The organism is Pseudomonas sp. LFS074 (assembly GCF_047978165.1).
Taxonomy (GTDB): Bacteria; Pseudomonadota; Gammaproteobacteria; order Pseudomonadales; family Pseudomonadaceae; genus Aquipseudomonas; species Aquipseudomonas putida_P.
Map to the genome: position 1 here is coordinate 760,404 of NZ_JBFPFV010000003.1, position 23,822 is coordinate 784,225.

Consider the following 23,822-nt stretch of genomic DNA (forward strand, 5'->3'; position numbering starts at 1 on the left):
TGCCGGCATCCGTCCATGTCCACCCTAGCAGACAACCTTTCCGCGATTTCCGCCCGTATCGCCAGCGCCGCCCAGGCAGCCGGGCGCGATCCGGCCAGCGTTCAGTTGCTGGCCGTGAGCAAGACCAAGCCGGCCAGCGCCATCCGCGAGATCCACACCGCAGGCGTGCGCGATTTCGGGGAGAACTACCTACAGGAAGCGCTGACAAAGCAGCAGGAACTCAGCGACTTGCCCTTGATCTGGCACTTCATCGGCCCCATTCAGTCGAACAAGACCAAGGCCATCGCCGAGCATTTCGACTGGGTACATTCCGTGGACCGCCTGAAAATTGCCCAACGCCTGTCCGAGCAGCGCCCTGCCGGTCTGGCGCCGCTGAACCTCTGCCTGCAAGTGAACGTGAGTGGCGAAGACAGCAAGTCTGGCTGCGCCCCCGCAGACCTGCCGGCCTTGGCCAAGGCCGTGGCCGGGCTGCCCAACCTGCGCTTGCGCGGGCTGATGGCAATCCCCGAGCCCACCGACGACCGCGCCGCCCAGGAGGCTGCCTTCGCCCATTTGCGCCAGTTGCAGGAAAACCTGGGGCTTGATCTGGACACCCTGTCCATGGGCATGAGCCACGATCTGGAAGCCGCGATCGCACAGGGTGCGACCTGGGTGCGTATCGGCACCGCCCTGTTCGGTGCCCGCGACTACGGCAACACCTGATTCCATGCTTCACTCACTCTTTTCCACAAGGACCTGACATGAGCAAGACACGTATTGCCTTTATCGGCGCCGGCAACATGGCCGCCAGCCTGATCGGCGGTCTGCGTGCCCAGGGGCTGGACGCCTCGCAGATCCGCGCCAGCGACCCGGGCGCCGAGACCCGCGGCCGTATCCAGGCCGAGCACGGCATCGAAACCTTCGAGGACAACGCCCAGGCCATCGAGGGCGCCGACGTCATCGTGCTGGCGGTCAAACCACAAGTCATGAAGGCCGTGTGCCAGGCCCTGCAACCCAACCTGCGGGATGGCCAACTGATCGTTTCCATCGCTGCCGGCATCACCTGCGCCAGCCTGCAAAGCTGGGTGGGCGCTCGCCCGGTGGTACGCTGCATGCCCAATACCCCCGCACTGCTGCGCCAGGGCGTGAGCGGCCTGTACGCCACCGCCGAAGTGTCCGGCGAACAGCGCCAGCAGGCCGAACAACTGCTGTCGGCCGTGGGCACCGCCTTGTGGTTGCAGCAAGAACAGCAACTGGACGCCGTTACCGCCGTATCCGGCAGCGGCCCGGCCTACTTTTTCCTGCTGATCGAGGCCATGACCGCAGCCGGCGAAAAACTTGGCCTGCCACGCGAAACCGCTTCCCAGCTAACCTTGCAGACCGCCCTGGGCGCCGCGCGCATGGCGGTTGCCAGCGATGTCGATGCCGCCGAACTGCGCCGCCGCGTCACCTCGCCCGCCGGCACCACGGAAGCGGCGATCAAATCGTTCCAGGCCAGCGGCTTCGAAGCCATCGTCGAGCAGGCGCTGCAAGCTGCAGCCACGCGCTCCGCCGAACTGGCCGAACAACTGGGCAAATAAGGAGCTTTAGATGAATGCACTGTCCGGCGCCGCGATCTTCGTGGTGCAAACCTTGGTCAGCCTGTACCTGGTGATCGTCCTGCTGCGCTTCGTGCTGCAACTGGTCAAGGCCAATTTCTACAACCCGCTGTGCCAGTTCGCGGTGCGTGCCACCCAGCCGCTGCTCAAGCCGATCCGTCGGGTCATTCCCAGTGTCGGTGGGCTGGACACCTCGTCTCTGCTGTTGGCAATCGTGATCCAGGCGCTGCTGATGGGCTTTGTGCTGATGGTCACCTATGGCACCTTCGGCGACATCCTGCACCTGCTGATGTGGGCGATCATCGGCATCACTTCGCTGTTCCTGAAGATCTTCTGGGTGGCCATGATCGTCATGGTGATCGTGTCCTGGGTAGCCCCCAACAGCCACAATCCGGCGGCCGAGTTGGCCTACCAGATCAGCGAGCCGGTACTGGCACCGTTCCGCCGCCTGGTGCCCAACCTGGGCGGCATGGACATCTCGCCGATCTTCGCCTTCCTGGCGATCCAGGTGATCCAGTCGTTCGTAATGCCCCCGCTGGCCGCCTACGCTGGCATGCCACAAGAACTGTGGCGCATGATCTGACCCTGCTTACCCCTAGCGGCAAGCCTTTGCTTGCCGCTGGGGGTAGCGCTCTTTAGACTTACGCCTCCGTCAAGCGTGAGCAGGGTCGATGTCCACTGTCTTTCCCGTAGATTCCGTCGGTCTGGTAGTACCGCAAACCGCCCGGTTCGATGAACCGCTGGCCCTGGCCTGTGGCCGCTCCCTGGCCAGTTACGAACTGGTCTACGAGACCTATGGCACCCTGAACGCCAGCGCGAGCAACGCCGTGCTGATCTGCCATGCCCTTTCCGGCCACCACCATGCCGCTGGCTACCATGCCGCCACCGACCGCAAGCCGGGCTGGTGGGATAGCTGCATCGGCCCCGGCAAGCCAATCGATACCAACCGCTTCTTCGTGGTCAGCCTGAACAACCTCGGCGGCTGTAACGGCAGCACCGGCCCCAGCAGTGTCAACCCGGCCACCGGCAAGCCCTATGGCGCCGATTTCCCGGTACTGACCGTGGAGGACTGGGTGCATAGCCAGGTGCGCCTGGGCGAACGTCTGGGCATCCAGCAATGGGCCGCCGTGGTCGGCGGCAGCCTGGGCGGCATGCAGGCGCTGCAATGGACCATCAGCTACCCCGAGCGCGTGCGCCATTGCGTCGACATTGCCTCGGCGCCCAAACTGTCGGCACAGAACATCGCCTTCAACGAGGTGGCCCGTCAGGCCATTCTCACCGACCCCGAGTTCCACGGCGGTTCGTTCCAGGACCAGGGCGTAATCCCCAAGCGCGGCCTGATGCTGGCACGCATGGTCGGCCACATTACCTACCTGTCCGACGACTCGATGGGTGAAAAATTCGGCCGTGAGCTGAAAAGCGACAAGCTCAACTACGACTTCCACAGCGTCGAGTTCCAGGTCGAAAGCTACCTGCGCTATCAGGGCGAGGAGTTTTCCGGCCGTTTCGACGCCAATACCTACCTGCTGATGACCAAGGCGCTGGACTATTTCGACCCAGCCGCCGCCCAGGGTGGTGACCTGGCTGCCACCCTGGCCCATGTCACGGCGGACTACTGCATCATGTCGTTCACCACCGACTGGCGCTTCTCGCCGGCCCGTTCACGCGAGATCGTCGACGCCCTGATGGCCGCGCGTAAAAACGTCTGCTACCTGGAGATCGACTCGCCTTATGGGCACGATGCCTTCCTGATCCCCACACCTCGCTACATGCAGGGTTTCTCGAACTACATGAACCGCATTGCCATCTGAGGACAGCATGAGAGCCGATCTGGAAATCATCCACGACTGGATCCCCGCCGGCAGCCGGGTACTCGACCTGGGCTGCGGCAGTGGCGAACTGCTGGCCTCGCTGCGTGACCGCAAGCAGGTCACCGGCTATGGCCTGGAGATCGACGCCGACAACATCGCCGCCTGCGTGGCCAAGGGCGTCAACGTCATCGAGCAGGACCTGGACAAAGGCCTGGGCAACTTCGCCAGCAACAGCTTCGACGTGGTGATCATGACCCAGGCCCTGCAGGCCGTGGAGTACCCTGACCGCATCCTCGACGAGATGCTGCGCGTGGGCCGCCAGTGCATCATCACCTTCCCCAACTTCGGCCACTGGCGCTGCCGCTGGTACCTGGCGACCAAAGGCCGCATGCCGGTCTCGGACTTCATGCCGTACACCTGGTACAACACACCGAACATCCACTTCTGCACCTTCGCCGACTTCGAAGAACTGGTGCACGAACGACGGGCCAAGGTGCTCGACCGCCTGGCGGTCGACCACCTGCACCGCAACGGGTGGGGTGGCCGGCTATGGCCTAATCTACTAGGTGAGATCGGCATCTACCGCGTCAGCAGCCCGAGCCTGCAAGAGCACCAGCTCGCGGTCTGACGCCCACCGGAGGAATCGCCCCATGCGTCGCCTAGCCCTGTTCCTGATCAGCCTGTGCCTGGCCCTGCCGGTACTGGCTGCCGATGCCGCCCGCCCCGAGCGCAAGGAAGTGTTTGGCGACGTGACGGTGCACTACAGCGCATTCACGTCGAGCATGCTTACACCCGAAGTGGCCGCAGCGACTGGTCTTGTACGCAGCAAGAACCAGGGCGTGCTCAACATTGCCGTGCTCAAGGCCAACAAGTCCACCCCGGCGTTGGTCAGCGGCACGGTCAAAGACCTGACGGGGCGCAGCAGCCCGCTGTCGTTCAAGCAAATTACCGAACAAGGCGCGGTGTACTACATCGCCCAATTCAAGATCGACCAACCAGAAACCGTCACCTTCGACCTGAACATCGAAACCGGCGGGATCAGCAACTCCCTCAGCTTCAACCAGGACGTGTTCCCAGGCGAATGATGAATTTCCAGCAACTCGTATTGGCCAGCCACAACGCCGGCAAACTCAAGGAACTCCAGGCCATGCTCGGCCAGTCCGTGCAACTGCGCTCGATTGGCGAGTTCAGCCAGGTCGAGCCAGAAGAGACCGGCCTGTCGTTCGTCGAAAACGCCATCCTCAAAGCGCGCAATGCCGCCCGTATTTCCGGCCTGCCAGCCCTGGCCGACGACTCTGGCCTGGCAGTGGACTTCCTCGGCGGCGCGCCGGGCATCTACTCGGCACGCTACGCCGATGGCAAGGGTGACGCGGCGAACAACGCCAAGCTGCTCGAAGCGTTGAAAGACGTGCCTGAAGCCGAGCGCGGCGCGCAGTTCGTCTGCGTACTGGCGTTGGTACGCCACGCCGACGACCCGTTGCCAATCCTCTGCGAAGGACTGTGGCACGGCAGCATCCTTTTTGAAGCCAGCGGCGAGCACGGCTTTGGCTACGACCCATTGTTCTGGGTACCGGAGCGAAGCTGCTCCAGCGCCGACCTGGCTCCGGCAGACAAGAACCAGCTCAGCCACCGCGCCCGTGCCATGGCCCTGCTGCGCCAACGTCTGGGCCTGGCATGATCGCAACGCTGTCCACTCCCGGCGCGGTGCGCTTCACCAGCCTGCCGCCGCTGGCGCTGTACATCCACATCCCGTGGTGCGTACGCAAATGCCCTTACTGCGACTTCAACTCCCACGCTGCCGGGCCTGAACTGCCGGAAGACGCCTACGTCACAGCACTGCTGGACGACCTCGACCAGGAACTGGCCGCCGTGCAAGGCCGCCCGATCAGCTCGATCTTTTTCGGTGGCGGTACGCCCAGCCTGTTCAGCGCCAACGCCCTTGGCCGTTTGCTGCGCGGCGTGGAACAGCGCATCCCGTTTGCACCAGACATCGAAATTACCCTGGAAGCCAACCCAGGCACCTTCGAGCAGGACAAGTTCAAGGCCTACCGGCAAACCGGCATCAACCGCCTGTCCATCGGTGTGCAGAGCTTCCAACCGGCCAAGCTGGAGGCGCTGGGGCGCATTCACAACGGTGATGAAGCGGTGCGTGCCGCCGGCATGGCACGCGCCGCCGGCTTCGACAACTTCAACATGGACCTGATGCACGGCCTGCCCGACCAGTCGCTGGATGATGCGCTGGGCGACCTGCGCCAGGCCATTGACCTGGGGCCGACGCACCTGTCGTGGTACCAGCTGACCGTGGAACCAAACACGGTATTCTGGAACCAACCGCCAGAGCTGCCCGAAGACGACATCCTCTGGGACATCCAGGAAGCCGGCCAGGCGCTGATGACCGAGCACGGTTACCGCCAGTACGAGGTATCGGCGTATGCGCAGGCAGGCCGCGCCGCCCGGCACAACCTCAACTACTGGCGCTTCGGCGACTTCATCGGCATCGGTGCAGGTGCCCACGGCAAGCTCACCTTCGCCGACGGGCGCATCCTGCGCACCTGGAAGACCCGCCTGCCCAAGGACTACCTGAACCTGGCCAAGCCGTTCAAGGCCGGCGAGAAGCTATTGCCGGTGGACGAGCTGCCGTTCGAGTTCCTGATGAACGCCCTGCGGCTTACCGATGGCGTGGAAGCCGAACTGTTTACCCAACGCACGGGCTTGCCATTGGAACAACTGCGCGAGGCACGCCGCGCCGCCGAACAAAAGGGCCTTTTGCAGGTCGAACCGGATCGACTGGTGGCCACGCCAAGGGGCCAGTTGTTCCTCAATGACCTGCTGCAGTATTTCTTGACCTAAGGATGACCCATGGATCTGGTACTTGATCTGCTCGCGACGGTTTCCCGCTGGAGCCGCAGCAACCTGTCGGAGATTTCACTGGCCTTGGTAGGCTGCCTGCTGGTGCTGTTCGGCACCGATGTCAAAGCCTGGGCCGAGCAACGCCTGGGTGGCCTGGCGGGTGCCCTGCGCGTGCCGTTCATGGCATTGATGGTGATGATCGGCAGCGGTGCGGCGCTGATCTATGCCACACCGTGGGTGGTGAAGGGGCTGAGCCAGTTCAACAACTACGCGCTGGCACCGGTGTTGCTGGTGGTGCTGGTGTTGATTGGCGTGGTGGCTGATCGCAGGGGTTGAACCGCCGTCGGACTAACGCCTTACCCTGTAGGAGCGGGTTTACCCGCGAACACGGGCAAAGCCCGTGCCAGGCACCGCGTCGCCTTCTTCGCGGGTAAACCCGCTCCCACAGAAATCCCGAACGGTCTTGAGCACTATCAAGATCCGGACAAGCTTCCAGGCGCGGCTCAGCGCATCAAGCAAACGCTTCATATGCCTTGGCCTCCGTGTTGGCGGGCCAGTCTTCCAGCATCTAACTGGCGCTTCGATGCCTTCGAAAACTGTGTGAAGTCTTCAGTGAAGTGGCCAGGTTGATGGCCCTTCGAAGAGTGTCACCGGCATGGTTCTCAAGCCATGTCGAAGGGGCCGGAAAGCAGAATTCTTCTCCTACCCGGCCCATCACTGAATCTACACACAGGAGCGACGCGATAATACCTGGATCATCCAATCAAGGCTGTTAACCGCGCCGACACACGTGATGCCGGATACTTCCGCACATTGACCCAGTTTTCGAAGGTCCCTATGATCAGCTGACTGTGTGAAGTTTTCAGTGAAACCCCAGAGCGCAGGATACTCAGTCCTGTTGCTCACAAAAAAAACGCCTTTCTCAAGGCGGTTTTTTTCGCCTGCATTTCTGCAAGCACTAGCACATCAATAGGCTGACTCAGCCGTTCAATCCACCTTCTCGAACTTCAAGTCCCACACCCCATGCCCCAGCCGCTCGCCGCGGCGTTCGAACTTGGTGATCGGGCGCTCTTCCGGGCGTGGCACGTAAGTACCGTCGGCCGCACGGTTGCGGTAGCCGGGGGCGGCACTCATCACTTCCAGCATGTACTCGGCATACGGTTCCCAGTCCGTGGCCATGTGGAACACGCCACCGGGCTTGAGCTTGCGACGTACCAGCTCGGCAAACTCCAGCTGCACGATACGACGCTTGTGGTGACGCGCCTTGTGCCATGGGTCGGGGAAGAACAGCATCAAGCGGTCGAGGCTGTTGTCGGCCACGCAGCGGTTCAGCACTTCGATTGCATCGCAGTCATACACCCGCAGGTTCTTCAGCCCCTGGGTCAGCACGCCGTTGAGCAGCGCGCCCACACCCGGGCGGTGCACTTCCACACCGATGAAGTCCTGTTCAGGCGCGGCAGCGGCCATTTCCAACAGGGAATGGCCCATGCCGAAGCCAATCTCCAGGGTGCGCGGCGCCGAACGGCCGAACACCTGGTCATAGTCCACCGGGCTGTCGGCCAGCGGCAGGATGTACAGCGGGCCGCCCTGGTCCAGGCCGCGCTGCTGGCCTTCGGTCATGCGCCCGGCGCGCATCACGAAGCTCTTGATGCGGCGGTGCGGGCGAGCTTCGCCGTCGGGGGTGATCGGCGTATCGTGCGATTCAGTCATCAGTTGCTCTTACTTGATCAGACCATCCAGCGGCGAAGAGGCGCTGGCATAGAGTTTCTTCGGCATACGGCCGGCCAGGTAGGCCATGCGACCGGCGACGATGGCGTGCTTCATGGCTTCGGCCATCAGCACCGGTTGCTGGGCGTGGGCAATGGCCGAATTCATCAGCACCGCCTCGCAGCCCATTTCCATGGCGATGGTAGCGTCGGAAGCTGTACCCACACCGGCGTCGACCAGCACCGGCACCTTGGACTCTTCCAGGATGATCTGCAGGTTGTAGGGGTTGCAGATGCCCAGGCCGGTACCAATCAGGCCAGCCAACGGCATGACCGCGATGCAGCCCACCTCGGCCAATTGACGGGCGATGATCGGGTCGTCGCTGGTGTACACCATCACGTCGAAACCTTCCTTGACCAACACTTCGGCGGCCTTGAGGGTTTCGATCACGTTGGGGAACAGGGTTTTCTGGTCGGCCAGCACTTCCAGCTTTACCAGCGTCCGGGATTCATGCGATTTGCGCCCATCCAGCAGTTCGCGGGCCAGGCGACAAGTACGCACCGCTTCCACCGCGTCAAAGCAGCCTGCAGTATTCGGCAGGATGGTGTACTTGTCAGGCGACAGTACATCGAGCAGGTTCGGCTCGCCCGCATTCTGGCCCAAGTTGGTACGGCGCACGGCGACGGTGACGATTTCGGCACCCGAGGCCTCGGTGGCCAGGCGGGTTTCTTCCATGTCACGGTACTTGCCGGTACCGACCAGCAGGCGCGACTGGAAAGTACGCCCGGCCAGGGTGAAGGGCTTGTCGCTACGAACGTTGCTCATCGTTGTTCCTCGGGAAAAGGTTGCTGGGCTTGCTTGTGAACCGCCGGGCTGCTGTCAGCCGCCACCGATGGCGTGGACCACTTCGACCTGGTCGCCGTCGTTCAGCAGCGTGCTGTCGTGCTGGCTACGCGGCACGATATCCAGGTTCAGTTCCACTGCGACACGGCGCCCGGCCAGCTCAAGGCGGGTCAGCAGGGCTGCAACGCTTTCGCCAGCAGGCAGTTCGTAAGGCTCACCGTTCAATTGAATGCGCATGCGCACGGCCACCATTGTTCTTTGGGGCCCGCATTCTAGCGCCGAACCGTCCTGCAACCCAAGGGCGGTGCGCGCCATTAGTCGCGATTGTGGACCACTCGGTCAGCCCAGCCGCCAGGCCGCCAGGCCCAGGCACAGCCAGCCGGCCAAGAAGCACAGGCCGCCAATCGGGGTGATGATGCCCAGCTTGCCCAGACCGCTGAGGGTTAGCAGGTACAGGCTGCCGGAGAACAGCACGATCCCCAGCGCAAACAGGCCGCCAGCCCAGCCCACCAGGCGCCCGGGCAAGTGCACCGAGAGCACGGCAACGCCGAAGATCGCCAAGGCATGCACCAGTTGGTAAGTCACGCCGGTATGGAAAATGGCCAGGTAGTCCGCCGTCAGGCGGTTTTTCAGGCCGTGGGCGGCGAAGGCACCCAGGGCGACCCCGGTAAAGCCGAAAAAGGCGGCAAGCATCAGGAAGCTGCGAAGCATGGGACGACTCCTTGTATCGGGTCTGTATAATGGCCCCTTCCACCCGTACGGCCAAGCCATCGCCATGCTGCCAACCCTTATCCGTCGCCTCTCCCGCGCCCTGCTCTGGTTCGCTGCCGGCAGCATCGTGCTGGTGCTGGTGTTCCGCTGGGTGCCACCGCCCGGCACGGCGCTGATGGTCGAGCGCAAGGTACAGTCATGGGTGAATGGCGAGCCGATCGACCTGCAGCGCGATTGGGAGCCGTGGGAGAATATCTCCGATGAACTGAAGGTTGCCGTCATCGCGGGCGAGGACCAGAAGTTCGCCAGCCACTGGGGCTTCGACATCCCAGCCATTCAGGCAGCGCTGGCCTACAACGAGCGCGGCGGTAATGTCCGCGGTGCAAGCACCCTGACCCAGCAAGTAGCCAAGAACCTGTTCCTATGGTCCGGGCGCAGCTGGTTCCGCAAAGGGCTGGAAGCCTGGTTCACGGCGCTGATCGAGTTGTTCTGGTCGAAAGAGCGAATTCTCGAGGTTTACCTGAACAGCGCCGAGTGGGGCAAAGGCGTGTTTGGTGCCCAGGCGGCAGCGCGTTATCACTTTGGCGTTGATGCCAGCCGGCTCAGCCGCCAGCAGGCGGCGCAGTTGGCCGCAGTGCTGCCTAGCCCGATCAAGTGGAGTGCCAGCCGGCCGAGTGCCTATGTGGCGAGCCGGGCCGGTTGGATTCGCCGGCAGATGAGCCAGTTGGGCGGGCCCAGCTACCTGATGCAGCTCGATACTTCGCGCAAACTTTGAGCTTTTGGGGGCTGCTGCGCAGCCCATCGCGACACAAGGCCGCTCCTACAGGCGACCGCGATCCCTTGTAGGAGCGGCCTTGCGTCGCGATGGGCCGCAAGGCGGCCCCAAAATCTCACAGGCAAAAAAAAGCCGCTCACCCTATCCAGGCAAGCGGCTCTGTTTACGGCCAGGCTCGATCAGACCGCGATCAGTGCCTTGACCTTGTTCATCGCATTCTTCTCCAGCTGGCGAATCCGCTCAGCCGAAACGCTGTACTTGTCAGCCAGCTCATGCAACGTGGCTTTCTCTTCCGCCAACCAGCGCTGGTAGAGAATATCGCGGCTACGTTCATCCAAACCTTGCAGCGCTTCGTGCAGGTTGCTGGTGGAGTTATCACTCCAATCGGCATCCTCCAACTGCACCGCAGGATCGTAACGATGGTCTTCCAGGTAATGCGCTGGCGACTGGAAGGCGCTGTCGTCGTCAGCTTCCGCTGCTGGGTCGAAGGCCATGTCCTGGCCGCTGAGGCGGCTTTCCATCTCACGCACTTCGCGCGGCTCGACACCAAGGCTTTCCGCCACGCGATGCACTTCGTCGTTGTTCAGCCAAGCCAGGCGCTTCTTCTGGCTGCGCAGGTTGAAGAACAACTTGCGTTGGGCCTTGGTGGTCGCCACCTTGACGATGCGCCAGTTGCGCAGGATGAACTCGTGAATCTCTGCCTTGATCCAGTGTACGGCGAACGACACCAGGCGCACGCCCATTTCCGGGTTGAAGCGCTTGACGGCTTTCATCAGGCCGACATTGCCTTCCTGGATCAGGTCGGCCTGGGCCAACCCGTAGCCGGCATAGCTACGGGCGATATGTACGACGAAACGCAGGTGGGCCATCACCATTTGACGAGCGGCCTCGACATCCTGCTCATAATAGAGACGCTCGCCCAGATCACGCTCCTGCTCGACCGTCAGCAGCGGGATGCTGTTGACCGTGTGCACATAGGCTTCCAGGTTTGCACCGGGCACCAGGGCATAGGCAGGTTGCAACGATGTGGTCATTCAAGAACCTCCGACTTACTAAACTCGCACCTTGTGGGCGCTGCCAACATTGACCTGGAACGACGGTACAAGTTCCGTAGTGAAGAAAATGTCAATGCTGGCACGTAAAAACTATCGCGGCGCCAGCTCGTTCAGGTGACGAGCGACGGCAATCCATGCACCGATATACCCCAACAGCACCGCTCCGATCAAGAGCGACAGACCATCGGACGCTGGCACCCCGCCAAGGGCGAAGTCACTGCCGTACAGCCCGGAAAGCCCCACAACCGCGTCATTCAGCCAGTTCAGGCCGAACGCCAGGATACCCCACGCCAGCACCCCCGCACCCAGGCCATACAAGGCGCCCATGTACAGGAAAGGCCGGCGCACGTAGGCGTCAGTGCCGCCTACCAGCTTGATCACTTCGATCTCGACACGGCGGTTTTCAATATGTAGACGAATTGTGTTACCGATTACTAAAAGCAGGGCAGAAATCAGCATCACGGCCAGGCCGAAGACAAAGCGGTCACCCAATTTGAGGATGGCTGCCAGGCGCTCGACCCACACCAGGTCCAGTTGTGCCACTTCCACCCGCGGCAGTTCCGACAAACGCTGACGCAAGGCATCCAGGGCCGGCTTGTCGACCTCGGTCGGGGTCACCACAACCACGCCAGGCAGTGGGTTGTCGGGCAGCTCGCGCAAGGCTTCACCCAAGCCAGACTGCTGCTGGAACTCCTCCAGCGCCTGCTCGCGGCTGACAAACTGCGCGTCCGCGACCCCGGGCATGCCCTTGATTTCGTCGCGCAGGGCCTCGCCATCGCGGCTACCGGCATCAAGCTTGAGGTACAGCGAAATCTGCGCAGCGCGTTGCCACGAGCCGCCAAGCTGCTCGACGTTCTTCAGCAGCAACGACAGGCCCATGGGCATGCTCAGCGCCACAGCCATCACCAGGCAGGTGAAAAAGCTGCCGATCGGCTGCTTGCCCAGGCGACGCAGGCTGTCCGCCATGCTGGCGCGGTGGCTTTCCAGCCAGGCATGCAGCAGCGTGCGGAAATCCGGTCCGTCATCGTCTTCGCCGCGCTTTTTCTTCGCCGGTTGCGGGTCGGCCGGCTTTGGCGCAACCCGCTCGGAAACTTTCGGCGTTCGTGTAGTGCTCATTGCCCGGCCTCCCCATCGCCGATCAAGCGGCCGCGCTGCAAGGTGAGCATGCGGTGGCGCATGCGCGCAATCAGTGCCAGGTCGTGGCTGGCGATCAATACCGTGGTGCCCAGGCGGTTGATGTCCTCGAATACACCCATGATCTCTGCAGCCAGGCGCGGGTCGAGGTTACCGGTGGGTTCGTCGGCCAGCAGCAGCGCGGGCTGGTGGACAATGGCACGGGCGATGCCCACCCGCTGCTGCTGCCCGGTGGACAGGTCGGCCGGGAACAGCTCGCCCTTGTCGGACAGCGACACACGCTCCAGCGCCGAGTCCACACGCTTGGCGATCTCGGCCTTGGACAGGCCAAGAATCTGCAGTGGCAGGGCAATGTTGTTGAACACCGTGCGGTCGAACAACAACTGGTGGTTCTGGAACACCACGCCGATCTGCCGGCGCAGGAACGGGATTTGCGCGTTGCTGATCTGGCCCAGGTCCTGGCCGGCCAGCATCAGCTTGCCGCTGGTCGGGCGCTCCATGGCCAGCAACAGGCGCAGCAAGGTGCTCTTGCCAGCACCCGAGTGCCCGGTCACGAACAGGAACTCGCCCCGACGCGCCCGGAAGCTCAGCTCATGCAAACCCACATGACCGTTGGGATAGCGCTTGGCAACCTGTTCGAATCGGATCATGGTCAGTCTCGCTCGGCGAACAGAGCCTTGACGAACGGCTCGGCTTCAAAGGTGCGCAGGTCGTCGATACCTTCACCGACACCGATGAAGCGGATTGGGATATTGAACTGCTTGGCCAGGGCGAAGATCACCCCGCCTTTGGCAGTGCCGTCCAGCTTGGTCAGGGCCAGGCCGGTCAGCTCGACGCTCTGATTGAAGTACTTGGCTTGGCTGATGGCGTTCTGGCCGGTGCCGGCATCGAGCACCAGCAACACCTCGTGCGGCGCCTCGGCATCAAGCTTGCCGATGACCCGGCGGACCTTCTTCAGCTCTTCCATCAGGTTGTCTTTGGTGTGCAGGCGCCCGGCGGTATCAGCGATCAGTACGTCGACGCCACGGGCCTTGGCAGCCTGCACGGCGTCGAAGATCACCGAAGCGGAGTCGGCACCGGTATGCTGAGCGATCACCGGAATCTGGTTACGCTCGCCCCATACCTGCAACTGCTCGACCGCCGCCGCACGGAAGGTATCACCGGCAGCCAGCATCACCTTCTTGCCTTCCAGCTGCAGCTTCTTCGCCAGTTTGCCGATGGTGGTGGTCTTGCCGGCACCGTTCACGCCAACCACGAGGATCACATAGGGTTTGTTCTGTGCCTGCACTTTCAGCGGCTGTTCGACTGGGCGCAGCAGCGCGGCCAGTTCTTCCTGCAACGATTTGTACAGGGCATCGGCGTCGGCCAGCTGCTTGCGCGCGACCTTCTGGGTCAGGTTCTGGACGATGGCCGAGGTGGCTTCCACGCCGACGTCGGCGGTCAGCAGGCGCGTTTCGATTTCGTCGAGCAGGTCGTCGTCGATGACCTTCTTGCCAAGAAACAGGCTGGCCATGCCCTCGCCGATACTGGCGCTGGTCTTGGACAGTCCCTGTTTGAGCCGGGCGAAGAAGCCGGGCTTGGCTTGCTCGGTAACGGTTGCGGCGGCGACAGGGGCTGGCTCGGGCTCAGGCTGCACGGGCTCTGCCACCGGGCGCTCGGGGATCGCAGGCGGGGCCTTTGGCTCCAGGTCAGGGACGAGCGCGACGGGCTCTTCGGCAACGGGCAGGACCAGGTTGCTGACAGGGGGTTCGATGATTTGAGTGGCAGGAACAGCTACGGGCGCAGGGGTTTCGACCTGCGGGGCGGCAGACTGCGCACTCGCAGGCAACCCCGCGTCCACAGGGGACAGGGCAGGCTCAGGGGCCGAGGCAACCACCGGGGCGGGTGCAGACTCAAGGACCGGGGCTACCACTGGGGCATTTGCAGGCTCAGGGGCCAATGCTGGCTCGGCAGCTCGAGGGGCTTCAGTTGCAGGCGCTGGGGCCTGTGCAGCCACCGGCTCCATTGGAGCAGCTTCAGGGCGCTCGACGGCGGGCTGCGGCGCTACCGGCTCTGCAGCCTGCGGCTCGGGGGCTTGTGGCTGTTCGGCGACAGGTTGCTGCGGCTTCTTGCGAAACCAGCTGAACAGGCCTTTCTTTTCGCCAGCTTCGGCCGGCGCTTTTTTGTCGTCGTTGGAACCAAACATGGAGGACGGCTATCTCAGGGTAGCGATGGGCCAGCTACGGCGCATCGGGAATTCTCTCTACGCAGAACAGACTATCTTGAAGCCGGCTGGTTCATGCGCAACGTTTTGTCTTAGTGTCCTGTGGGCCAGAACGGCGACAGGCATGGTCGCCAGGCAACCGGATCAGTATCCTAGCACCTCCTGGCCCGTCGACGCTAAACCCTGCGGGCCGCCGAACAGGTTGAACACCTTATGAATGCTCTAGCCCGCCGCGCCGCTGGCCTGTTGCTCGGCACGCTCTGCCTGCCGCTCGCGGCCTTCGCCGCCGATGTGCAACCCACCCACGAATTCATCCTCGACAATGGCCTGAAGGTCGTGGTGCGTGAAGACCATCGCGCCCCGGTGGTGGTCTCGCAGATCTGGTACAAGGTCGGCTCCAGCTACGAAACCCCGGGCCAGACCGGCTTGTCCCACGCGCTTGAACACATGATGTTCAAGGGCAGCGCCAAGGTCGGCCCCGGCGAAGCTTCGCGCATTCTGCGTGACCTCGGCGCCGATGAAAACGCCTTCACCAGCGACGACTACACCGCCTATTACCAGGTACTGGCCCGCGACCGCCTGCCCGTAGCCCTGGAGCTGGAGGCCGATCGCCTGGCCAGCCTGCGCCTGCCAGCCGACGAGTTCAGCCGCGAAATCGAAGTCATCAAGGAAGAACGCCGCCTGCGCACCGACGACCAGCCCAATTCCAAGGCGTTCGAGCTGTTCCGCGCCATGGCCTTCCCGGCCAGCGGCTACCACACCCCGACCATCGGCTGGATGGCCGACCTGGAGCGCATGAAGGTCGAAGAACTGCGCCACTGGTACGAGTCCTGGTATGCGCCCAACAACGCCACCCTGGTGGTGGTCGGCGATGTCACCGCCGACGAGGTCAAGGGCCTGGCGCAGAAGTACTTCGGCAGCATTCCCAAGCGCGCCGTGCCCCCCGCCAAGCTGCCCCTGGAACTTGCCGAGCCTGGCCAGCGTCAGCTCACCCTGCACGTACGTACCCAGTTGCCGAGCCTGATCTACGGCTTCAACGTGCCTGGTTTGCCCACCGCCAAGGACCCACGCACCGTACATGCCCTGCGCCTGATCTCGGCACTGCTCGACGGCGGCTACAGCGCCCGCCTGCCGGCCCGCCTGGAGCGTGGCCAGGAGCTGGTGGCCGGTGCGTCGTCCAGCTACAACGCCTTCACGCGCGGCGACAGCCTGTTCCTGATCTCGGCCACGCCGAACGTGCAGAAGCAGAAAACCCTCGCAGACGTGGAAAAGGGCGTCTGGCAGTTGCTTGATGAACTCAAGACCACACCACCCAGCGCCGAAGAACTGGAGCGCGTACGCGCCCAGGTCATCGCCGGCCTGGTCTACGACCGCGACTCCATCAGCAGCCAGGCCACCACCATTGGCCAGCTGGAAACCGTCGGTTTGTCCTGGAAACTGATCGACAGCGAGCTTGACGAGCTCAAGCGCGTCACCCCGCAGGACATCCAGAACGCCGCGCGCACCTACTTCACCCGCGAACGCCTGAGCGTTGCCCATGTACTGCCTGAGGAGTCCGCTCATGAGTAATCGCCGCGCACCACGCCCAACCCTGTTGGCCACGGGCATTCGCGCCCTGGCGCTGGCGGCAGTGCTGGTCGCCCCGGCAATGGCCGATAACGTGGCCAAGGCCGACAACAGTGCAGCCCGCCCGGCCAATACCTTGCAATCGCTGGCCGAACTGGATGGCAAGGCGCCCAGCCGACGCCAACTGAACATCCAGCACTGGAACACCGCCGAAGGTGCCCGGGTGCTGTTCGTCGAAGCACGCGAACTGCCCATGTTCGACTTGCGCGTCACCTTCGCTGCCGGTAGTAGCCAGGACGGCGGTACACCAGGCGTGGCCGCGCTGACCAACGCCATGCTCAACGAGGGCGTGGCCGGCAAGGACGTGACTGCCATCGCCGAAGGCTTCGAAGGCCTGGGTGCGGACTTTGGCAACGGCTCTTACCGGGACATGGCCGTGGCCTCGTTGCGCAGCCTCAGCACCAAGGACAAGCGCGAGCCGGCCCTCAAGCTGTTTACCGAAGTGGCGGGCAAGCCGACGTTCCCCGAAGACGCGCTCAAACGCATCAAGAACCAGATGCTGGCCGGTTTTGAATACGAGAAGCAAAACCCCGGCAAGATCGCCGGCAAGGCCCTGTTCGGCAATCTTTATGGCGACCACCCCTACGCTCACCCAAGCGACGGCACCGCCGAAAGCATCACGGCCATCAGCCTGGCACAGCTGCGTGCCTTCCACGCCAAGGCCTACACCGGCGGCAACGCGGTGATCGCACTGGTTGGCGACCTCAGCCGTGCCGAAGCCGAAGCCATCGCCGCCCAGGTATCCGCCGGCCTGCCCAAAGGCCCGGCGCTGCCCGCACCGGCCCAGCCCGCTGATGCCAAAGCCGGCCTGACCCACATCGACTTCCCGTCCAAGCAGACTCACCTGATGCTGGCCGAGCTGGGTATCGACCGCCAGGACCCGGACTGGCCAGCCCTGTCGCTGGGCAACCAGATACTCGGCGGTGGCGCCTTCGGAACCCGCCTGATGAGCGAGGTGCGTGAAAAACGTGGCCTGACCTACGGCGTCTACTCGGTGTTCAGCCCGATGCAGGTACGCGGCCCGTTCATGATCAACCTGCAAACCCGCGCCGAGCTCAGCGAGGGCACGCTCAAGCTGGTGCAGGACATTCTTGCCGACTACCTCAAGAATGGCCCTACCCAGCAGGAGCTGGACGATGCCAAGCGCGAGCTGGCCGGCAGTTTCCCACTGTCCAATGCCAGCAACGCCAGCATCGTCGGCCAACTGGGCGCAATCGGCTTTTACAACTTGCCGCTGACCTGGCTGGAGGACTTCATGCAGCAGTCCCAGGCCCTCACCGTCGAACAGGTCAAGGCGGCCATGAACAAACACCTGTCAGCCGATAAACTGGTGATCGTCACCGTTGGCCCGAAAGTGCCACAAAAACCGCTGCCAGCACCCACTGAAAAGCCCTCCGAGCAACCGCTCGGGGTACCGGAGCACTAATGCCAAGATCCACCCCTCCCGCCCGCCCGCAAGCGGGCCAAAGCAAGGGCCAGGGCCACCTGCGCATCATCGCCGGCGAGTGGCGCAGCCGCCGCCTGGCGGTGCCGGAAGGCGAAGGCCTGCGGCCAACGCCTGACCGCGTGCGGGAAACCGTATTCAACTGGCTGGCACCCTACATCGAAGGTGCCCACGTGCTGGACGCCTTCACCGGCAGTGGCGCCCTGGTGCTCGAAGCCCTGTCACGCGGGGCCGAGGACGCTGTGGCGCTGGACAGCAACCCGGCGGCCATCGCCAACCTGAAGAACAACCTTGAGATCCTGCGCTGCCCGCGCGGGCAAATTCTGCAAACCGACGCCCTGCGCTACCTGCAAGGCCAGGCCAAGCAGCAATTCGATGTGGTGTTCCTCGACCCGCCGTTCCATCAGGACCTGCTGGCCAATACCTGTGACCTGCTGGAACAGAACCAGTGGCTGAACGAGCAGGCATGGGTGTACACCGAGAGCGAAGCCGCACCATCGACCTTGCAACTGCCCGGCAACTGGCGCCTGCACCGCGAGAAGAAGACCGGCCAAGTGCACTACGCACTCTGGCAGCGGGGCTGACCCCCTGACGGGTTGGGTGTATTTAGTTACCGCAACCCCGTCCAGGCTCTGGTTGAAGCTGCGCCTTTGTTTCCCGAAGGAGCACTTCAACCATGACCGAACGCCCCTCCCCACCCTTGCCGGCAAGCTCGGTAAGTGCGTTCACCCTTGCCAATGGCCTGCGCGTCTATCTACGCGAAGACCACCGCGCGCCGCTGGTCAGCGCGCAGTTGTGGTATCACGTCGGCTCCAGCTACGAGCCAGAAGGCCACACTGGCCTTTCCCATGCCCTGGAGCACTTGCTGTTCGAGGGCAGCAGCAAACTGGCTGCTGGCCAGTATTCAGCCCTGATGACCCTTTTGGGAGGAGAGCCGAATGCGTTCACCGGCGCCGAGGCTACCGTCTTTCCACTGACACTGCCTGCCAGTCGCCTGGAAATCGCCCTGGAGGCAATGGCCGACATCATGGCCAGCGCCACGCTCAGCGCTTCTCCTTTCGCTCGAGAGCTGGCAGTGGTCATGGCAGAACGACGAGAGGATGTCGACAACAACCCTTTGGCACTGGCAATGGAACATCACCTGTTGCTGGCCTATGGCAACAACGGTTATGGCACCCCGGTGATCGGCCACGCTACCGATCTCGGCCATATGACCCTGGCTGCCGCACGCACCTGGTACCAAACCTGGTACCACCCCAACAATGCTACGCTCGCGGTGGCCGGCAACGTTACCCTGCCACAGCTGCAAACGCTGGTGGCGCGGCACTTTGCAGCGATCCCCGCTCATCGCCTGCCTGTACAGCAAGTACCTACTACGCCCTCTGGGCAGGTCCGGCGCTGCCAGACCCTGCATTTGCAAGGTCTGAACACGGCCGTGATCATCAGTTTCAACCTCCCCAGCCAATGCACCGCCAGCTCTAGCAGCCAAGCCTATGCACTGCGTTTGCTTCCCGAAATGCTTGCCCAAGGCTATGCCAGCATCCTGCAGCGCAACCTGGTGCTGAATGAACCGCTTCTGCAAAGTTTGACGTCGAGATATGAACCCTGGCGGCGCGGTGACAGCCTGTTGACCCTTTACGCGTTCTGCAGCCCGCAGGTAACGCCGGAGGCCGCCGCCGAAAGGCTTACGCTCGAAATCGAAACGTTCCGCCAGTCGGTGCCGGCCACCGCAGACCTCAAGCGCGCCAAAGCGCGCTTGATAGCCCGGCAGGTGTTCGAACGCGATGACATCGCAAAACAGGCACATTTCATTGGCATGCAGGCCACCTGCGGCCTGGACCCGGTTGCGCTGGAGGATGAGCGTCAAGCCATCGAAGCCGTGACAGCCGAGCAGGTCGCAGAGACCGCGCATGCATTCCTCACCGAGGCGCGCACAGCAATCACCTTCATGCATCACAAGGAAAGTGCCGATGAATAATTCAGACGCAGGGGCGCAGCAGCTCGCTGCAGCCAACAGCATTCCTGGCAACCTGGTCTCAGCCCAAGGGCTTGACCTGGAACAGTTCGAATCCCTTCAAACGCCTGTGCATGCCTGGACCACCGAAGGCGGTGCAGGGGTGAAATTCGTCGAGGCCCGCGGGCTGCCGATCGTGGACATCATTTTGCGGTTCAAGGCCGGCACGGCCCAGGACACCGTGCAACCCGGCTTGGCGGCCCTGACGTTGTACATGCTCGATGAGGGTAGCCAGCATTTCACCGCCACCGAGCAGGCCGATCAGCTAGAGCGCCTGGGCGCGATCGTGGACAAGCAGGTACGCCTGGAGCACGCGACCCTGAGCCTGCGTAGCCTCAGCGCGAGCGCGCTGCTCGAGCCGGCGTTGGAGCTGCTCATTGACCTTGTCGCATGCCCCACGTTCCCGCCTTCGGCCCTGGAGAACATGAAGCAGCAACTGATCCTGAACAACGCAACTCGCGAGCGACAGCCCTCTTTCAGAATGATAAGCGAGGCCTACCGGCATTTGTTCCACAGCCACCCCTACGGCAACCCACTCGGGAGCACCCGCGAAGGTATCGAAGGCATCGCCCCTGCCGACTTGAAGCGTTTTCATCAGCGTGGTTATTGCGCCAGCAACCTGGAGATGGTGGTGGTTGGGGACCTTTCCCTGGCGCACGCCCAAGCAATTTCACAACGCATCAGCCAGGCATTGCCCCAAGGCTGGAGCGCCACTGAACTCCCCATCGTTCCACCAGCGACCCGTGCAGCGATCAACGTCGAGCAGTCCGGTACCAGCAGTGCCGTCCTGCTTGCGCTACCCATGAATGTGCCAGCCAATGAGCCAGAGTACCCGGCCTTGGTGTTGGCCAGCGAAGTGCTGGGAGCCGGTATCGAATCTCGCTTGATGAGGGAACTGCGCCAACGTCGCGGCTTGACCTACGGCATCGCTACCGATGTGAAACCCATGAGTGCTGGCGGCCTGTTCACCATCACCTGGGAAATTGCTCCGATGTATGTGGAAAGTTCTGCTCGTCTGGTTGAAGCCGTGCTAAGCGACTTCATCGAGCAAGGGCCAACCCAGGCCGAGCTGCAACTGGCACGGATAAAGTTGGCAGGGCAGTTATTGCGCGCTGTGGCGCAGAACGAGAGCATGGCAGCCTTGCTGACCGTCATAACCGATCAGCGCCAGCCCGCCGATCATCTCGACACCTACGTCGAACGTCTCCGCGCGCTGACACCGGCCGATGTCTGCGCCGTCATGCGGCGCAGGCTGCACCTGGCCGAAAAGGTACTGGTCAGTGTCGGCCCATCGGCCGACCAGCAGCCTCTGCCAGATCTCGACCAATAGCGCAGGTACTGTGGCGCTGTTTCATGGCACTCTAGGCAGGCACATCACGAGTCGCCCAGCATGCCCAGCCTCAGCGCCACCTTCCGTCCGGCCATCGGCCTGTCCAATCCCCACCTGCAAACGCTGTGGGGGCCACTGTGGCGCAAGCTGCCTGAACTACAGCGCAACCGCGAGCGGCTGTGGCTGGCCGACGGCGACTTCATCGACCTGGACTGGCACGGCCCGCACCAGCCCCATGCGCCACTGGTGCTCGTGCTGCATGGGTTGACCGGCTCGTCTCACTCGCCTTACGTGAAAGGCTTGCAGCAAGCGTTGCAAGGTCGCGGCTGGGCCAGCGTGGCGGTGAACTGGCGTGGTTGCTCAGGCGAGCCCAACCTGTTGCCGCGCAGCTACCATTCCGGCGCCAGCGAAGACCTGGCGGAAATCATCAGCCACCTGCGCGCCCAACGCCCGTTGGCACCGCTGTATGCGGTGGGTTACTCGCTGGGTGGCAACGTACTTTTGAAATACCTGGGCGAGAGCGGCGTTGCCAGCCAACTGGAAGCCGCGGTTGCAGTGTCGGTGCCATTTCGCCTGGACCACTGCGCCGACCGTATCGGCCAGGGGTTCTCCAAGGTGTATCAGGCGCATTTCATGCGCGAAATGCGGGCCTATGTTCAGCTCAAGCAGCGGCACTTCCACGACCAGGGCCAGCATGAGCGGCTGGCGGCACTGGAACGCCTGGGCCAACTGACCCACTTGCGCACATTCTGGGACTTCGACGGCAAAGTCACGGCACCGCTCAACGGCTTTCGCGACGCGCATGACTACTATCGCCGTTCATCGAGTCACTATTTCCTTGGCCAGAACCGCACGCCAACGCTGATCATCCATTCAAGCGACGACCCATTCGTGTCCGGCCATAGCCTGCCAACCGCCCGTGAACTGGCACCACAGAGCCGATTCGAACTGCACAGCCGCGGTGGCCATGTGGGCTTTGTCGATGGCAGCCTGCGAAATCCGGGGTACTACCTGGAGCGGCGGATTCCGCAATGGCTGGTGGGCGGCCAATAAAGCGTTGAGCGCTTACTCGCCGGTGGCTACACCATGCTTAGGATCATTGATCCACTCGCTCCACGACCCGGCGTACAGCTTGCCCAGCGGGTACCCCGCCAATGCCATCGCAAACAGGTTATGGCAAGCCGTTACCCCAGACCCGCAGTAAGACACCAACTGCTCCGGTGCCCGCCCAGCGAGCTTTTCGGCAAAGCGCTGCTTGAGCTGGTCCGCCGGCAAAAAGCGCCCATCAGCCCCCAGGTTGTCGGTAAACGCTGCGCACAGGGCCCCGGGAATATGCCCTGCCACCGGGTCGATCGGTTCCACCTCGCCGCGAAAACGCGGTAACGCACGCGCATCGATCAAGGTCAGGTCGGTACTGCCCAGGCGCTTGCCCAGGTGCTCGGCATCGATCAACAGTTTCGCGTCAGGTTCACCACTGAAGGTGCCTTCACGCTTGGGCGCAGGGTCCAGGCTCAGCGGCAGGTGCGCCGCATGCCAGGCCTTCAAGCCACCGTCGAGGATCGCCACACCACTGCGCTTGCCCAGCCAGGCCAGCAGCCACCACGCACGGGCAGCAAAAGCGCCAGGGCCGTCGTCGTACAGCACCACCTCGCTGTCATTGTCCAGCCCCCACTCACGCAGGCGCGCGACCAGCCGCTGCGCATCGGGCAAGGGGTGGCGCCCGGTACGCCCTTTGCTCACCGGCCCGCTGAGGTCGCGGTCCAGGTCGGCAAAATGCGCCCCGGCAATATGCCCCTGGGCATAGCTGCGTTGGCCATAGTCCACATCTTCGAGGGCAAAGCGGCAGTCGAGGATCACCAACTTGGGCGAGTCCAGACGCTCGGCCAACTGCTGCGGGGTGATCAATTGCGCAAGGGGCATGACAATCTCCTGATCGATGGCACTCGTGCCCTGGGCTAATGCTCCAGGGCCTGGTTGAACGGTACATGGAATTCCTGGCACAGCGCGTCCACGGCAGTGCGGGCGCTGTCAGTGACGAAGCCGAGTTCCAGCACCAGCACCTGATAAACGCCGCGCTTGAAGGCTTCTTCACCCAGGTGCGCGGAATGTTCACGCGTGGTGCTGAGAAAACGGACCCACGATGTCAGCACGATCCAGGCGTTGATGGTCAGCGATTCGATCTGCGCCGGCGCCATGGCCAGGATGCCCGCCTCGACGAAACCGCGGTAGATCGCCTGGCCCTGGCGCAGGCAGCGCTCGGAAAAACGCCGATAACGGGCGGCCAGTTCGGCATCGCTGTCCAGCAGGTGCTCAAGGTCTCGGTGCAGGAAGCGGTAGTTCCACATCGCCGCCAGCAAGGCCTTGAGGTAGAAGCGCTTGTCCTCCACGGTGGCCGCGCGCCCTTGCGGCGGGCGCAGGAAGCTGTCCACCAGCGCTTCGTACTGGCTGAACAACAGGGCAATGATCGCCTGCTTGTTGGGGAAGTGGTAATACAGGTTGCCGGGCGAGATTTCCATGTGCGCGGCGATGTGGTTGGTACTGACGCTGCGTTCGCCCTGCAGGTTGAACAGCTCCAGGCTGTTCTGCACGATGCGCTCTCGGGTCTTCATGCGCGGGGCCATGCTCAGCTTCCAGTTCGCGGGCTTTCAATAAAGGGCCATCTTACGGCGATTCACCTCACGGGTGCACCGTTCTGTGCTGTGAAAATAGTCGCACCATGGTACAAATTAGAGTATAGGCTCT

At 63.0% G+C, this 23,822-nt stretch carries 27 protein-coding genes; 16 read left to right on the forward strand and 11 right to left on the reverse strand.

The annotated features are described in order from the left end of the window. Positions 1–15 precede the first annotated feature (15 nt). From ACNQP3_RS27425 to ACNQP3_RS27465, 9 genes are all read left to right on the forward strand, one after another. On the forward strand, positions 16–702 hold the full coding sequence (locus tag ACNQP3_RS27425; protein WP_012274646.1) for a YggS family pyridoxal phosphate-dependent enzyme: 687 nt from the start codon (positions 16–18) through the stop codon (positions 700–702). A gap of 38 nt (positions 703–740) precedes the next feature. Then, the gene (proC, locus tag ACNQP3_RS27430; RefSeq protein ID WP_060492999.1) at positions 741–1,559 is read left to right on the forward strand and encodes a pyrroline-5-carboxylate reductase; all 819 of its coding nucleotides are present in this window, start codon (positions 741–743) and stop codon (positions 1,557–1,559) included. A 10-nt stretch (positions 1,560–1,569) separates the two neighbouring features. Beyond that, positions 1,570–2,160 carry a YggT family protein gene (locus ACNQP3_RS27435; RefSeq protein WP_012274648.1) on the forward strand — a complete coding sequence of 197 codons (591 nt, stop codon included), beginning with the start codon at positions 1,570–1,572 and terminating at the stop codon, positions 2,158–2,160. A gap of 88 nt (positions 2,161–2,248) precedes the next feature. Beyond that, on the forward strand, positions 2,249–3,388 hold the full coding sequence (gene metX, locus ACNQP3_RS27440; protein WP_012274649.1) for a homoserine O-succinyltransferase MetX: 1,140 nt from the start codon (positions 2,249–2,251) through the stop codon (positions 3,386–3,388). A gap of 7 nt (positions 3,389–3,395) precedes the next feature. Next, a complete protein-coding gene (gene metW, locus ACNQP3_RS27445; RefSeq protein WP_012274650.1) occupies positions 3,396–4,016 on the forward strand; it encodes a methionine biosynthesis protein MetW in 621 nt (206 codons plus the stop codon). A gap of 22 nt (positions 4,017–4,038) precedes the next feature. After that, positions 4,039–4,473: a DUF4426 domain-containing protein gene (locus tag ACNQP3_RS27450; RefSeq protein ID WP_012274651.1), complete on the forward strand. Its 435-nt coding sequence runs from the start codon at positions 4,039–4,041 to the stop codon at positions 4,471–4,473. Continuing rightward, entirely contained in the window at positions 4,470–5,066 is a 597-nt protein-coding gene (rdgB, locus tag ACNQP3_RS27455; protein WP_012274652.1) for an RdgB/HAM1 family non-canonical purine NTP pyrophosphatase, read from the forward strand. Before ACNQP3_RS27450 ends, rdgB begins: the two co-directional genes overlap by 4 nt. Next, positions 5,063–6,238 (forward strand): radical SAM family heme chaperone HemW, encoded by a 1,176-nt coding sequence (gene hemW, locus ACNQP3_RS27460; RefSeq protein WP_012274653.1) that lies wholly within the window; start codon positions 5,063–5,065, stop codon positions 6,236–6,238. The genes rdgB and hemW overlap by 4 nt, the downstream gene beginning before the upstream one ends. A gap of 9 nt (positions 6,239–6,247) precedes the next feature. Further along, the gene (locus ACNQP3_RS27465) at positions 6,248–6,574 is read left to right on the forward strand and encodes a DUF3392 domain-containing protein (RefSeq protein ID WP_003249095.1); all 327 of its coding nucleotides are present in this window, start codon (positions 6,248–6,250) and stop codon (positions 6,572–6,574) included. A gap of 39 nt (positions 6,575–6,613) precedes the next feature. On the opposite strand, the gene ACNQP3_RS27470 is transcribed toward ACNQP3_RS27465, so the two are convergent. The 5 genes from ACNQP3_RS27470 to ACNQP3_RS27490 form a co-directional block, all read right to left on the reverse strand. Continuing rightward, on the reverse strand, positions 6,614–6,766 hold the full coding sequence (locus ACNQP3_RS27470) for a hypothetical protein (RefSeq protein ID WP_171577240.1): 153 nt from the start codon (positions 6,764–6,766) through the stop codon (positions 6,614–6,616). Between the two features lie 459 nt (positions 6,767–7,225). After that, positions 7,226–7,948, reverse strand: a complete 723-nt coding sequence (gene trmB / locus ACNQP3_RS27475; RefSeq protein WP_004575478.1) for a tRNA (guanosine(46)-N7)-methyltransferase TrmB — start codon at positions 7,946–7,948, stop codon at positions 7,226–7,228. Between the two features lie 9 nt (positions 7,949–7,957). Then, positions 7,958–8,770 (reverse strand): thiazole synthase, encoded by an 813-nt coding sequence (locus tag ACNQP3_RS27480; RefSeq protein ID WP_003249091.1) that lies wholly within the window; start codon positions 8,768–8,770, stop codon positions 7,958–7,960. Positions 8,771–8,824: 54 nt separating this feature from the next. Continuing rightward, positions 8,825–9,025 carry a sulfur carrier protein ThiS gene (thiS, locus tag ACNQP3_RS27485; protein WP_012274654.1) on the reverse strand — a complete coding sequence of 67 codons (201 nt, stop codon included), beginning with the start codon at positions 9,023–9,025 and terminating at the stop codon, positions 8,825–8,827. Between the two features lie 102 nt (positions 9,026–9,127). Further along, entirely contained in the window at positions 9,128–9,499 is a 372-nt protein-coding gene (locus ACNQP3_RS27490) for a DUF423 domain-containing protein (protein ID WP_012274655.1), read from the reverse strand. A gap of 64 nt (positions 9,500–9,563) precedes the next feature. Here ACNQP3_RS27490 and mtgA point away from each other — a divergent pair, with 64 nt between their 5' ends. After that, complete coding sequence (gene mtgA / locus ACNQP3_RS27495) at positions 9,564–10,274, forward strand: monofunctional biosynthetic peptidoglycan transglycosylase (protein ID WP_060493015.1); 711 nt, start codon at positions 9,564–9,566, stop codon at positions 10,272–10,274. 179 nt (positions 10,275–10,453) lie between these two features. Here the strand turns inward: mtgA and rpoH are convergent, their stop codons facing one another. From rpoH to ftsY, 4 genes are all read right to left on the reverse strand, one after another. Further along, the gene (gene rpoH / locus ACNQP3_RS27500) at positions 10,454–11,308 is read right to left on the reverse strand and encodes an RNA polymerase sigma factor RpoH (protein WP_015272155.1); all 855 of its coding nucleotides are present in this window, start codon (positions 11,306–11,308) and stop codon (positions 10,454–10,456) included. A 111-nt stretch (positions 11,309–11,419) separates the two neighbouring features. Continuing rightward, the gene (gene ftsX, locus ACNQP3_RS27505; RefSeq protein WP_012274658.1) at positions 11,420–12,445 is read right to left on the reverse strand and encodes a permease-like cell division protein FtsX; all 1,026 of its coding nucleotides are present in this window, start codon (positions 12,443–12,445) and stop codon (positions 11,420–11,422) included. Continuing rightward, positions 12,442–13,113 (reverse strand): cell division ATP-binding protein FtsE, encoded by a 672-nt coding sequence (gene ftsE, locus ACNQP3_RS27510; RefSeq protein WP_012274659.1) that lies wholly within the window; start codon positions 13,111–13,113, stop codon positions 12,442–12,444. Before ftsE ends, ftsX begins: the two co-directional genes overlap by 4 nt. A 2-nt stretch (positions 13,114–13,115) precedes the next feature. Further along, positions 13,116–14,648 carry a signal recognition particle-docking protein FtsY gene (ftsY, locus tag ACNQP3_RS27515; protein ID WP_264316633.1) on the reverse strand — a complete coding sequence of 511 codons (1,533 nt, stop codon included), beginning with the start codon at positions 14,646–14,648 and terminating at the stop codon, positions 13,116–13,118. Between the two features lie 231 nt (positions 14,649–14,879). Here ftsY and ACNQP3_RS27520 point away from each other — a divergent pair, with 231 nt between their 5' ends. From ACNQP3_RS27520 to ACNQP3_RS27545, 6 genes are all read left to right on the forward strand, one after another. After that, on the forward strand, positions 14,880–16,235 hold the full coding sequence (locus ACNQP3_RS27520) for a M16 family metallopeptidase (protein ID WP_012274661.1): 1,356 nt from the start codon (positions 14,880–14,882) through the stop codon (positions 16,233–16,235). Beyond that, positions 16,228–17,718 carry a M16 family metallopeptidase gene (locus ACNQP3_RS27525; protein WP_012274662.1) on the forward strand — a complete coding sequence of 497 codons (1,491 nt, stop codon included), beginning with the start codon at positions 16,228–16,230 and terminating at the stop codon, positions 17,716–17,718. The genes ACNQP3_RS27520 and ACNQP3_RS27525 overlap by 8 nt, the downstream gene beginning before the upstream one ends. Further along, the gene (gene rsmD, locus ACNQP3_RS27530; RefSeq protein ID WP_012274663.1) at positions 17,718–18,320 is read left to right on the forward strand and encodes a 16S rRNA (guanine(966)-N(2))-methyltransferase RsmD; all 603 of its coding nucleotides are present in this window, start codon (positions 17,718–17,720) and stop codon (positions 18,318–18,320) included. The genes ACNQP3_RS27525 and rsmD overlap by 1 nt, the downstream gene beginning before the upstream one ends. A 92-nt stretch (positions 18,321–18,412) precedes the next feature. After that, complete coding sequence (locus tag ACNQP3_RS27535; RefSeq protein ID WP_264316634.1) at positions 18,413–19,714, forward strand: M16 family metallopeptidase; 1,302 nt, start codon at positions 18,413–18,415, stop codon at positions 19,712–19,714. Then, complete coding sequence (locus ACNQP3_RS27540; protein WP_264316635.1) at positions 19,707–21,080, forward strand: M16 family metallopeptidase; 1,374 nt, start codon at positions 19,707–19,709, stop codon at positions 21,078–21,080. The genes ACNQP3_RS27535 and ACNQP3_RS27540 overlap by 8 nt, the downstream gene beginning before the upstream one ends. A gap of 60 nt (positions 21,081–21,140) precedes the next feature. Next, on the forward strand, positions 21,141–22,133 hold the full coding sequence (locus ACNQP3_RS27545) for a hydrolase (RefSeq protein ID WP_264316636.1): 993 nt from the start codon (positions 21,141–21,143) through the stop codon (positions 22,131–22,133). 12 nt (positions 22,134–22,145) lie between these two features. On the opposite strand, the gene ACNQP3_RS27550 is transcribed toward ACNQP3_RS27545, so the two are convergent. Together ACNQP3_RS27550 and ACNQP3_RS27555 are read right to left on the reverse strand one after the other, a co-directional pair. Beyond that, entirely contained in the window at positions 22,146–23,000 is an 855-nt protein-coding gene (locus tag ACNQP3_RS27550) for a sulfurtransferase (RefSeq protein ID WP_012274667.1), read from the reverse strand. Between the two features lie 35 nt (positions 23,001–23,035). Then, entirely contained in the window at positions 23,036–23,701 is a 666-nt protein-coding gene (locus ACNQP3_RS27555) for a TetR/AcrR family transcriptional regulator (RefSeq protein WP_060493828.1), read from the reverse strand. Positions 23,702–23,822 lie beyond the last annotated feature (121 nt).

Bases quoted from the DNA above. Each gene is read 5' to 3' on its own strand.
- rpoH (WP_015272155.1), bottom strand. From the start codon at position 11,308: ATGACCACATCGTTGCAACCTGCCTATGCCCTGGTGCCCGGTGCAAAC.
- ftsX (WP_012274658.1), bottom strand. From the start codon at position 12,445: ATGAGCACTACACGAACGCCGAAAGTTTCCGAGCGGGTTGCGCCAAAG.
- ACNQP3_RS27450 (WP_012274651.1), top strand. From the start codon at position 4,039: ATGCGTCGCCTAGCCCTGTTCCTGATCAGCCTGTGCCTGGCCCTGCCG.
- hemW (WP_012274653.1), top strand. From the start codon at position 5,063: ATGATCGCAACGCTGTCCACTCCCGGCGCGGTGCGCTTCACCAGCCTG.
- ACNQP3_RS27550 (WP_012274667.1), bottom strand. From the start codon at position 23,000: ATGCCCCTTGCGCAATTGATCACCCCGCAGCAGTTGGCCGAGCGTCTG.
- ACNQP3_RS27535 (WP_264316634.1), top strand. From the start codon at position 18,413: ATGACCGAACGCCCCTCCCCACCCTTGCCGGCAAGCTCGGTAAGTGCG.
- ACNQP3_RS27465 (WP_003249095.1), top strand. From the start codon at position 6,248: ATGGATCTGGTACTTGATCTGCTCGCGACGGTTTCCCGCTGGAGCCGC.
- ACNQP3_RS27435 (WP_012274648.1), top strand. From the start codon at position 1,570: ATGAATGCACTGTCCGGCGCCGCGATCTTCGTGGTGCAAACCTTGGTC.
- ftsE (WP_012274659.1), bottom strand. From the start codon at position 13,113: ATGATCCGATTCGAACAGGTTGCCAAGCGCTATCCCAACGGTCATGTG.
- metX (WP_012274649.1), top strand. From the start codon at position 2,249: ATGTCCACTGTCTTTCCCGTAGATTCCGTCGGTCTGGTAGTACCGCAA.
- ftsY (WP_264316633.1), bottom strand. From the start codon at position 14,648: ATGTTTGGTTCCAACGACGACAAAAAAGCGCCGGCCGAAGCTGGCGAA.
- ACNQP3_RS27425 (WP_012274646.1), top strand. From the start codon at position 16: ATGTCCACCCTAGCAGACAACCTTTCCGCGATTTCCGCCCGTATCGCC.
- ACNQP3_RS27490 (WP_012274655.1), bottom strand. From the start codon at position 9,499: ATGCTTCGCAGCTTCCTGATGCTTGCCGCCTTTTTCGGCTTTACCGGG.
- trmB (WP_004575478.1), bottom strand. From the start codon at position 7,948: ATGACTGAATCGCACGATACGCCGATCACCCCCGACGGCGAAGCTCGC.
- ACNQP3_RS27480 (WP_003249091.1), bottom strand. From the start codon at position 8,770: ATGAGCAACGTTCGTAGCGACAAGCCCTTCACCCTGGCCGGGCGTACT.
- mtgA (WP_060493015.1), top strand. From the start codon at position 9,564: ATGCTGCCAACCCTTATCCGTCGCCTCTCCCGCGCCCTGCTCTGGTTC.
- ACNQP3_RS27540 (WP_264316635.1), top strand. From the start codon at position 19,707: ATGAATAATTCAGACGCAGGGGCGCAGCAGCTCGCTGCAGCCAACAGC.
- metW (WP_012274650.1), top strand. From the start codon at position 3,396: ATGAGAGCCGATCTGGAAATCATCCACGACTGGATCCCCGCCGGCAGC.
- rdgB (WP_012274652.1), top strand. From the start codon at position 4,470: ATGATGAATTTCCAGCAACTCGTATTGGCCAGCCACAACGCCGGCAAA.
- ACNQP3_RS27555 (WP_060493828.1), bottom strand. From the start codon at position 23,701: ATGGCCCCGCGCATGAAGACCCGAGAGCGCATCGTGCAGAACAGCCTG.
- proC (WP_060492999.1), top strand. From the start codon at position 741: ATGAGCAAGACACGTATTGCCTTTATCGGCGCCGGCAACATGGCCGCC.
- thiS (WP_012274654.1), bottom strand. From the start codon at position 9,025: ATGCGCATTCAATTGAACGGTGAGCCTTACGAACTGCCTGCTGGCGAA.
- ACNQP3_RS27470 (WP_171577240.1), bottom strand. From the start codon at position 6,766: ATGAAGCGTTTGCTTGATGCGCTGAGCCGCGCCTGGAAGCTTGTCCGG.
- ACNQP3_RS27545 (WP_264316636.1), top strand. From the start codon at position 21,141: ATGCCCAGCCTCAGCGCCACCTTCCGTCCGGCCATCGGCCTGTCCAAT.
- ACNQP3_RS27520 (WP_012274661.1), top strand. From the start codon at position 14,880: ATGAATGCTCTAGCCCGCCGCGCCGCTGGCCTGTTGCTCGGCACGCTC.
- ACNQP3_RS27525 (WP_012274662.1), top strand. From the start codon at position 16,228: ATGAGTAATCGCCGCGCACCACGCCCAACCCTGTTGGCCACGGGCATT.
- rsmD (WP_012274663.1), top strand. From the start codon at position 17,718: ATGCCAAGATCCACCCCTCCCGCCCGCCCGCAAGCGGGCCAAAGCAAG.